At 70.2% G+C, this 8,292-nt stretch carries 7 protein-coding genes and 1 pseudogene; 1 reads left to right on the top strand and 7 read right to left on the bottom strand.

Annotation, left to right across the window (positions count from 1 at the left end; all coding sequences use genetic code 11):
* The 4 genes and pseudogenes from ACZ60B_RS38180 to ACZ60B_RS38165 all read right to left on the bottom strand — a co-directional run.
* On the bottom strand, positions 1 to 513 hold a 513-nt coding region (locus ACZ60B_RS38180), incomplete at its 3' end, for an IS630 family transposase (protein WP_469395529.1).
* Between the two features lie 52 nt (positions 514 to 565).
* The gene (locus tag ACZ60B_RS38175; RefSeq protein WP_469395527.1) at positions 566 to 1,744 is read right to left on the bottom strand and encodes a PP2C family protein-serine/threonine phosphatase; all 1,179 of its coding nucleotides are present in this window, start codon (positions 1,742 to 1,744) and stop codon (positions 566 to 568) included.
* A 665-nt stretch (positions 1,745 to 2,409) separates the two neighbouring features.
* Positions 2,410 to 2,796 (bottom strand): annotated as a pseudogene (locus ACZ60B_RS38170) (tyrosine-type recombinase/integrase); the annotation flags it as partial.
* 425 nt (positions 2,797 to 3,221) lie between these two features.
* On the bottom strand, positions 3,222 to 3,518 hold the full coding sequence (locus ACZ60B_RS38165; RefSeq protein WP_469395525.1) for a hypothetical protein: 297 nt from the start codon (positions 3,516 to 3,518) through the stop codon (positions 3,222 to 3,224).
* A 193-nt stretch (positions 3,519 to 3,711) separates the two neighbouring features.
* On the opposite strand from ACZ60B_RS38165, the gene ACZ60B_RS38160 reads away from it, so the two are divergent.
* Complete coding sequence (locus tag ACZ60B_RS38160) at positions 3,712 to 4,116, top strand: hypothetical protein (RefSeq protein ID WP_469395523.1); 405 nt, start codon at positions 3,712 to 3,714, stop codon at positions 4,114 to 4,116.
* A 212-nt stretch (positions 4,117 to 4,328) separates the two neighbouring features.
* On the opposite strand, the gene ACZ60B_RS38155 is transcribed toward ACZ60B_RS38160, so the two are convergent.
* From ACZ60B_RS38155 to ACZ60B_RS38145, 3 genes are all read right to left on the bottom strand, one after another.
* A complete protein-coding gene (locus ACZ60B_RS38155; RefSeq protein ID WP_469395521.1) occupies positions 4,329 to 5,630 on the bottom strand; it encodes an alpha/beta fold hydrolase in 1,302 nt (433 codons plus the stop codon).
* A gap of 97 nt (positions 5,631 to 5,727) precedes the next feature.
* Positions 5,728 to 6,753, bottom strand: a complete 1,026-nt coding sequence (locus ACZ60B_RS38150; RefSeq protein ID WP_469395519.1) for a LacI family DNA-binding transcriptional regulator — start codon at positions 6,751 to 6,753, stop codon at positions 5,728 to 5,730.
* 78 nt (positions 6,754 to 6,831) lie between these two features.
* The gene (locus ACZ60B_RS38145; RefSeq protein ID WP_469395517.1) at positions 6,832 to 8,244 is read right to left on the bottom strand and encodes a BNR repeat-containing protein; all 1,413 of its coding nucleotides are present in this window, start codon (positions 8,242 to 8,244) and stop codon (positions 6,832 to 6,834) included.
* Positions 8,245 to 8,292 lie beyond the last annotated feature (48 nt).

Raw genomic sequence — 8,292 nt, 5'->3', positions numbered from 1 at the left:
CAGGGCCCGCTCGGGCGGGTCCAGATACAGGCCCACGACATCGTGGACCTTGTCGACGAAGTACGGATCGGTCGACAGCTTGAAGGTCTGCGACCTGTGCGGCTGCAGGCCGAACGCCCGCCAGATCCGTGACACCGACGACTGCGAGAGGCCCATCTCCTTCGCCATCGACCGCGTCGACCAGTGCGTCGCGTCCTTCGGAGTGGACTCCAGCGTCCTGGTGACCACCGCGGCGACCTGCTCGTCCGTCACGGTCCTGGGGCCGCCCGGACGCGGCATGTCACCCAGACCGGCGATCCGGTACTGCACGAACCGGGCCCGCCAGCGGCCCACCGCATGAGGCGTCGAACCCAACTGCTCCGCAACGTCCTTGTTCGACGCGCCGGTTGCACAGGCCAGGATGATCCGGCACCGCAATGCCCACGCCTGCGGCGTGGAACGACGCCGCACCCACCCCTCGAGCGCGGCCCGTTCCTCGTCCGACAGCGTCAACTCGGCCTTCGGCCGCCCCATCCGTGCCATAGGGCAAGCCTATACATCTGAATGGAATTCCCGACTCAGAACACTAGTGGCGGTTCAGGTCAGCCATCGGGCGGCCATCGCTGCCTATCAGCTCGCCGCCGAGGTGTCCGGCGTGCGTCGTTGCCGTTCGCCGTACGGCGAGCATGGCGGCATCGTCGCGGAGGGCCCCGCCGGTGTGGGCCAGGAGGTCGTGCTGGACACACTCGAGGAGCGTGTCGGGATGGCACTTGGTCCACTGGGCGAGTCGCTCTTCCAGGGGGTAAAAGGCGCCGCTGCTGTCGCGGGCCTCCGCGAGACCGTCGGTGTACAGCAGGAGCGTGTCACCGGCCTCGAACGGGAACGTGTGTGAAGTGCGAATGTGGTGCGTCAGCCCGCACAGACCCAGGGGCGGCGCTGCGGAACTCGGGACACTCGTCACCCGCCCCCGGCTGATCAGCAGGGGCGGCGGGTGCCCGCAGTGCGTCAACCGCGCCACAGAGCCATGGTCGGGGATCTCCAGCAGCAGCGCGGTGATGAAGTGCTCCTCAGCCTCGTCGTCCGCCCCGAGGAACTGGGCGGAGTAGCGGCACGCACTGCGGTCCAGAGCGCTGGCGAGCGCCGGCAGTGTGGCGTGATGGTGGGCGGCCTCCTGGAATGCGCCCATCAGCGCAGCCGCCTCACCCACTGCGTTCAGTCCCTTCCCCCTGACGTCGCCGATGAGCATGCGAGTGTGGTTGCCGGTATGGGCCACGGCGTACAGGTCACCGCCAATATGGGCTTCCCTCGCGGCGGCCAGGTACGTGCACGAGAGGTGCAGAGTGCCCAGCCGGCGGGGCAGCGGGCGTAGCAGCGCCCGCTGCGCGGCCTCGGAAACGGACCGCACCTGTGCGAGCTCAGCCCTGCGCCGGTCACGCACCAGGCAGACGATCACGGCCAACATCGAGAGGATTGTGAGCCCGATGATCTGGCAGATGTGGTTGGGCGTGGTCAGGCCCCCGTGGAAAACGGCGATGACTACCTGAGCCACCACCGCCAGTGCGCCGATCAGTCCGGTCAGCCAGACCCCACCCATCGCCACCGTGATAGCAGGGGCTACGACCAGCAGTGGACCGAGGTGGACGGTTTCCGGGGTGTGGATGTCCACGACTGTGATCGAGACGATCAACACAATGGGGATCAGCACCAATGCCCGGGTGGCGTGCCACCGCTGCCATGTGACGGCGAACCGCTGGCCAAGATGCATATGTCCAATGTGCACCTTTCGCCCGTGCGGCGCCTCGGTGGGACGGAACGGACAGCGGTAGACGCGCGGCTGGTCAGGTGATAGATCGCGAAGAGTCACCATGCGAGCCCGACCGTCGCGACAACCACCAGCAGCGTCGGCGGTGAGACACGGACCGCCGTCGGCGCGCGTAGCACCGGATGCCGGCCGACGGCCCGTGCCACGACACGACCCCAGACAGACCGGGGATGCAGCTGCGCTATGGAGTTGGGCACCTCGGATCCGACCGCGCGCCGGGCCGTCCGTGGGCCGTCCGAGGGCGGCCGACGACGACAGACGACGACAGACGACGCCAGCCCTTCCCCTGCTCGGAGACGGTGCTTCGGGTCCCTGCGCGGGCGCCGATCACTGAAGCAGTGTTGAGCAACGTCAGAGCTCCCCGTGCCAGATCCGTGCCGAACCCAGCGGGGAACGACGGGACCGACAGGTGTCCGAATGCACCTCTCCGCCCACGTGGCTGTTTCGCAGGTCAGAGCCGCACTTGCCTCACCTCGCTCCTGAAGCGGGTGTCGCAGGTTCGAATCCTGCCGGGGGCACACGATTAAGGGCCAGTTCAGGGGCATGATCCCCTCGAACTGGCCCTTCGCCATGGTCACGGGCGTGCCACTCACGTGCCGGAAATGCCACTACGGTGCCACATCGCCACGCTCCTTCCGGATCATCGATCCGAGCCGATCGGCGATCTCGCGGTCACGGCCGTTGACCATGTGCTGATAGATCAGCACTGCGCGGGGTGTGCTGTGTCCCATCCTGGTCATCAGTTCACGCAGGCTCGCACCGGACGCGGCGAGGGTGTTCCCCGTGTGCCGAAGATCGTGGAAGTGAGCGTCCACCGTCACCCCGGCGTCCTTCCTGGCTTTGGTCCAGTCGTCTCGGAAGTTGCTGCGCCGAAGTCGGCCGCCCCCGGGGGCGAGGAAGATGTGTTCGTCACGACCACGCCCGGCATAGGCATCGAGATGCCGCTTCACGTCCGGCAGGAGTTCGGCAGGGAAGGCCACCGGCCGGACCCCGGCCATCCGGACTTCTCACACCTGGGGCGAGCCGACCCGGCGGTAGCCGCCGTGCCGGGTGGTGGCCGGCGCGCGTACCGGAGGACGAGGGACCCGACAACGGACCTTCGGCCGAGCAGGTGCTTGCTCGGCTCGTCACGTGCAGGGGACGGGCCACCCCCGATCACCGTCGACGCGCACGGACATGTGGACGACGCAGAGAGCGCCGAGCGCCTCATTCCGCCTGGGGAAGAGTGAAGGAACCCCGGCCGTGCGAGTGTCTGACCGCGTGATGACGCCAGTACACAGCGGCGGACGTCTACGGACCGTCTCAGCAGGTGGGAGACGCAGCGCTCCAAGCTCGAACGCCCGCCCGAGTTGCTTCGGGACGAAGCGGTCCGTGATCCATCCGCCGCGGCGATCGTCAGGCTTTTGTCCGGCCTGACCGTTCAGGAGCAATCGCAGGGCCAGGCGTAGGCGACGAAGAGGGCTGCCACAGCGAACGTGGCGGCCGCTACGCCGGCCAGTCGCCCGCGCCGCCCTGGTTCGGCGGGGCGAAGCAACTCCCGGACCCCGTAGCCGAGGAAGGCCAGCAGGGCACCGCCTATGCCGCCGGTGACGAGCGGGCTGCGCTCCCAACCCCGGACGAACGCCAGAGCCAGACCCGCCACGGCAAGGCACGCGATGACCCTCAGCACCACCTCCCCGGCGAACTCCACCAGGAGTTCTTTCAAGAACGAGCCCACGCCGCGGATCACGCGCAGGACACGACTCCGAGCCACAAGAAAAGCCACACGCCCCCCAGGGCCGGTCTCGAATGATCGGACCCTACGAAATCGCGACGTGCCGGGGAAGAGCAATCGAGGCCATCTGTTCGGCAGCGCCGGAGCACACGGGAATGGCCCTGGGCCGATAGGGGCGCCGTGGCATCATCGGGCGATGCTCACTGAGGAGGACGCGCGCCGACTGGTGCTTGCCGAGATCGACAAGGTGCGGGGCCAGGTCGAGTACGACCTTCGGATCCTGCGCGTGGAGGCTTTGCCGTTCGGGTGGATCTTCCACTGGGGGGCCGTCCGGGACGGTCAGAGGCTGCGGCCTCGTTCGGGAGGCAACGGTCCGTTCCTGGTGGACCGTGAAAACGAGCGGTTGATCCGAACTGCCACCAGCGTCCCCGTGGCCCGTCAGATCGCCGACTACGAACGCCGACTACGACGCGAGGCTCACGCCAGGAACACGGCAGCGAAGCGAGCTGCACAGCAGCGCGGTGCCGCAGCCCCGGCCACCACCCCTGACAGCCGCCCCGAAGCGGCCGGAACGGCCGTTCCTGACCGAACGCGCGAGTGATTGCCCAGGTCGGGACCAGTCGCCGACGCATGGGCCAAGCGCCCTGTCCGCATGCGGGCCGGGCGGCAAGCCGCCGTCTCGGCGATCGACGGCTGCGGCGGCTCCGGTCGTCGGTCTGCGGGCAGGGACGGACCGAGGATCCCTCAGGTCCGGTCCTGCCCGCAGGCCGGTCGGCGGGCGCCACCCGCAAGTCGGTCGGCGCGCCGCCCGGCTCACACCTCGTCGCGGGTCAGGGCCAGGAGGCGGTCCAGGACGCGGGGGCCGCCGGCCCGTACGCCGTCGTGTTCGAACTCGTTCGTGACCCAGGTGCGCAGGCCGCGGACGGCGCGGGCGGTCTCCAGGGAGTGGGCCGTGTCGACGTACATGTCGTCGTGGTAGACGGCCGCCGCGACCGGAACCTCGTTGGCGGCCAGGCGCGCCGGGTCGTAGAGGGGCTGCCAGTCGGTACGGGCGGCGAGGTGTTCGGCGGTCTCGCGCAGCGGGCGCAGCGCCGGGTCGCAGTCGAACATCCAGGGGTGCACGGACTCGCCGGTGAACAGCAGGGGTGCGTCGCCGGTGAGCGTCTTGGCCGCGTCGAACTGCGGGAACTCGGCGCGGACGCGTTCGGCCGACCAGGCGGTGGGGCGGCCGTCCTGACCGTAGATCGCCTCGTGGACGAGGGCGTACAGGGGGTGCCCGGCGTACGAGAGCAGGCCCTGGACCTCTTCCTGGAAGGCGTCGGACAGCTCCAGGCCCGACGGGGTGCGCACGAAGGCGCGTTCGAGGAGGAAGTGGAGCTGGTGGCTGCCCTCGGCGCCGCCGAGGAGGATGCCGAGGGACTGGAAGGCCTCGACGGTGAGCCGGTAGCCGTTGGGGAGGGTCACCTCGTGGTGGAGGAGGTGGTCGGCGATGCGGCGGGCGCGCTCGACGTCCTGTGGGTAGCGGGCGTAGTGGGCGGCGACCTTGCGTTCGATGCGCGGGTAGGCGGCCCGGTAGACGTCCTCGGCGTGGGCGTGCAGGGAGGGCAGGCCGCCGGTGAGCATGGCCGCCGCCAGGCCTTCGGGCGCCTTGGACAGGTACGTGACCGTGCAGAAGCCGCCGAAGCTCTGGCCGAGGACGGTCCAGGGGGCGCCGCCGGTGACCTGGGGGCGGATCGCCTCGCAGTCCCGGACGATGGAGTCGGCGCGGAAGCGGGCGAGGTAGTCGGCCTGTTCGGCGGGGCCGCCGCGCAGCGGGAGCGTCTGGCGGTTGGCGGGTGTGGAGTGGCCGGTGCCGCGCTGGTCCAGGAGGAGGACGCGGTACTCCTCCAGGGCGCGGCCGAGCCAGGCCTGCCGGCCGACGAACCGGTTGGCGCCGAAGCCGGGGCCGCCCTGGAGGTAGACCAGCCACGGCAGGTCCTGGCGTGCCCGGTCGCTCGCGACGACTTCCCGGCCGTAGAGCTGGATCGTTTCTGCGGCCGGGTCGTCGTGATCGAGGGGGACGGTGAAGTGACGGTCGGTGAGGAGGACACCGGGCTGGCGGTAACTGACGGTCAACAGGGCTCCCCATACGGACGGACTGGGCCGTCCCAGTTCAGCACACCCGGGGTGGCGCGGCCCGACCGGGGATCATGAACAGCTACTGAACGGCCGATCAGCGCCCGGGAAGGCTGGAGCGCCGGACGACCAACTCGGGCTGGAGCACGACGCGTCGGTGTTCGTGTGCCTTGCGACCGGCCTCCGCCTCCGTCTCCTCCAGGAGCAGCTCGGCGGCGAGCGCGCCCAGGGTCACGGCGGGCTGCCGTACGGAGGTGAGCGGGACGGCCGCGGCGGCCGCGAACTCGATGTCGTCGTAGCCGACGATCGCGAGGTCGTCGGGGACGCCGACCCCGGCCGCGTACATGGCCTGGAGGACGCCGAGGGCGAGCAGGTCGTTGGCGCAGAAGACGGCGGTCGGCCGGTCCGCGAGGCCGAGCAGCCGGGCGCCCGCGTCCCGTCCCGCCGCGACGTCGAGCCGCTCGGTCGGCAGCTCGCGCAGCGCCTCGGGGCCCAGGCCCGCCTCGGCGAGCGCGTTCAGGGCGCCGGTCCGGCGGTCGCGGATCTGGTTGAGGCCCGGCGGCCCGCAGACGTAGGCGATGCTGCGGTGCCCGGCGTCGACGAGATGGCGTACGGCCAGCGCGCCGCCCGCCACGTCGTCCACGGAGACCGAGCACTCGGTGGTGCCCTCCGCCACCCGGTCGACCAGGACGAAGGGGATGCCGTGCCGGCGGAAGGAGTCGATGTTGCGTCCGGTGGCGTCGGCGGGGGTGAGCAGCACGCCCCGCACCCGCTGCTCGGCGAAGAGCGACAGGTACTCGGCCTCCTCGCCCGGGTTCTGCGCGCTGTTGCAGACCATCACGCCGAGCCCCGCCTCGCGCGCGGCCCGCTCGGCACCGCGCGCGACGTCCACGAAGAAGGGGTTGCCCATGTCGAGGACGAGCAGCCCCATGATCCGGCTGCGGCCCGCGCGCAGCTGGCGCGCGGACTCGCTGCGGACGTAGCCCAGCCGGTCGATCGCGGACAGCACCCGGGCCCGGGTCTCACCGGCGACCGTGTCCGGGCGGTTGATGACGTTCGAGACCGTGCCGACGGAGACTCCGGCGGCGCGGGCGACATCCTTGATACCCACCGACTGGGCCATCGGGCGGGGACCTCCAGAGGAACATGGGGCGGCGGGAATGCTTCACATTACCGCCAGACCCCGGGCGAGCAGGTGTGATCAGGCGGGCAGGGCGAAGTCGGCGACACGCAGTGCCGAAGGGGTCGTAGCGGTGGACTTCTCCTGGTACATGAACGACAGCACGTTGTCCGCCTTGACACGCCATTCGTCGATCACGACTTCGCCGAAGGCGTTCAGCGCGGCGGCGTCGTACAGCAGGGTCCAGTCGGTGTGGCCGGAGGACTTCGAGGCGCCGGCGATCCGGCCGTAGGGCAGGACGGCGTAGGCGTTGTCGTACTTGTCCAGGACCAGTTTGGTGCGCTGGCTGGAGTTCAGGGCGATGGGGATCTCGGTCTTCTGCCAGCCGCCGGAGGAGTTCTTCCGGAGGTGGAAGGCGCGGCCGTTGGCGGTGCGGTCGGCGACGTAGTTCGTGGTGCACTGGCCGAAGCGGCCGGGGACGTAGCTGATGATCGCGTGCGGCAGCCCGGCGGAGTCGGTGGCCTGGCTCTCCTGGTTCATCAGGGAGTGGTCGGGGTTGAGCACGTCGACGACCAGACCGCTGTCGGTCACCGCCACCACGTCGGAGCCGCCGGTCGTGGCGACGAGGGTGCCGGCGTCGTTGCGCCAGGTGCGGCCGCGGTCGGTGGAGTACACGTAGCCGGTGTCGTGGTTGGTGATGCCGCCGCTGTTGCACATCACGGCGCCGTTCTGTTCGCGCCAGGTGAAGAAGGAGTGCAGCCGGCCGCCGGCGTCGTAGTCGATGCCGTGCAGGTACATGTTGCGGGCCGTGCTGGAGCCGTGCTCGCTGGTGTAGGTGCCGGTGGCGGAGGTCCACTCCCCCAGTGCCTTCCAGGCCGAACCGTCGTACTCCGCGAGGGCGTTGCGGCCGTTGCCGGAGACGCCGACGCGATAGCTGAGCTGGAGTCTTCCCTCGGGGGTGGCGACGAACTGCGGGTAGGTGAACTGCGTGGTGAGCGCGAGCCCGTCGAGGGTGGCCTGGACGGGGCCGAGGACCGCCGCGGTCCAGGCGGTGCCGGCCGGGTTGTCGAGGAGGCCCGCGGCCGATTTCACGTAGAAGAAGCCGTCGCTGTGCGAGTCCATGTTCAGGTGCAGCCGGCCGTCGGTCCTGGAGACGCCCAGGGAGATCACGTTGTGCGAGTCGTCGCTCTTGAGCTGGTGGGAGAGGGTGATGGTGGACCAGCCGGTGGCGCCCAGGGCCCGGCGGGCGACGACCGCGTTGCGGGTCGCGGTGTACCAGGCCGCGTACTGGTAGCCCTTGTACGTCAGCAGGCCGTTCTTCTGGAAGGCGTTGTTGTTGACGAGACCGTCGTAGGAGACGAAGTAGATCGCCCGTGCGTCGAGCAGGGTCGTGCCCGACGCGGTGACCGAGGGGCCTGGGGCGGCCGCCCGGGCCGTGCCGGGGACGGCCACCGCGGCGGCCAGGGCGCTCGCGAGAACCGTGCGTCTTCTCATGGGGGCTCCAGTCATGGGGTTTCCAGTCGTGGTTCCGGTCGTGGGGGG

It is taken from the genome of Streptomyces sp. NPDC104096, from assembly GCF_055584385.1.
The sequence above is the reverse complement of the archived record's forward strand: the minus strand, read 5'-3'. Positions and strand labels throughout refer to the sequence as shown.

What these genes read in the sequence shown, in the direction of transcription:
- ACZ60B_RS38160 (WP_469395523.1), top strand. Translation starts at nt 3,712, where the DNA reads ATGCTCACTGAGGAGGACGCGCGCCGACTGGTGCTTGCCGAGATCGAC.
- ACZ60B_RS38175 (WP_469395527.1), bottom strand. Translation starts at nt 1,744, where the DNA reads ATGCATCTTGGCCAGCGGTTCGCCGTCACATGGCAGCGGTGGCACGCC.
- ACZ60B_RS38150 (WP_469395519.1), bottom strand. Translation starts at nt 6,753, where the DNA reads ATGGCCCAGTCGGTGGGTATCAAGGATGTCGCCCGCGCCGCCGGAGTC.
- ACZ60B_RS38145 (WP_469395517.1), bottom strand. Translation starts at nt 8,244, where the DNA reads ATGAGAAGACGCACGGTTCTCGCGAGCGCCCTGGCCGCCGCGGTGGCC.